Annotated in this window: 1 tRNA gene and 1 rRNA gene; both read right to left on the bottom strand. The window is 47.6% G+C overall.

The features are described 5' to 3' along the window. Positions 1–225 (bottom strand): 23S ribosomal RNA (locus tag WH277_RS02305); the annotation flags it as partial. Between the two features lie 227 nt (positions 226–452). Beyond that, positions 453–528: transfer RNA gene (locus WH277_RS02300), tRNA-Glu, on the bottom strand. Positions 529–647: the final 119 nt, after the last annotated feature.

Below are 647 nucleotides of genomic sequence, written 5' to 3'. Positions count from 1 at the left end.
GATTTCTTTTCCTCGGGGTACTTAGATGTTTCAGTTCCCCCGGTTCGCCTCATGCCACTATGTATTCATGACATGATAGTGTGTCGAAACACACTGGGTTTCCCCATTCGGGTATCGTCGGTTGTTGCGGTTCATATCACCTTACCGACGCTTATCGCAGATTAGCACGCCCTTCATCGCCTCTGACTGCCTAGGCATCCACCGTGTACGCTTAGTCGCTTAACCTCACAACCCACAAGCGTCCCGAAGAACACATTGTCTGTTGTAAGCATTTGAGAGACTCGAACATATCGTTAATTTCATTATTATTACGGAGAATGAAAACGACATGTCGTTTCAATTTTCAGCTTGTTCCGGATTGTTAAAGAGCAAATATCTCAAACGTGACTCGCCTTACGGCATAATCAGTTTTGAGATACTGGGTGATAACGACTTTCACTTCGTTACCGGTATGGCGTCCCCAAGGGGATTCGAACCCCTGTTACAGCCGTGAAAGGGCAGTGTCCTGGGCCTCTAGACGATGGGGACTCTGGTGTGACTTTTTGCTCATTTCTTCTATCAGACAATCTGTGTGGACACTACGCGGGAAGGTATCTTCAGGTAAGGAGGTGATCCAACCGCAGGTTCCCCTACGGTTACCTTGTTAC

It is taken from the genome of Erwinia sp. MYb416, from assembly GCF_037479575.1.
In the GTDB taxonomy this organism is placed as follows: Bacteria; Pseudomonadota; Gammaproteobacteria; order Enterobacterales; family Enterobacteriaceae; genus Erwinia; species Erwinia rhapontici.
This window is presented reverse-complemented; position numbering and strand designations above follow the sequence as displayed.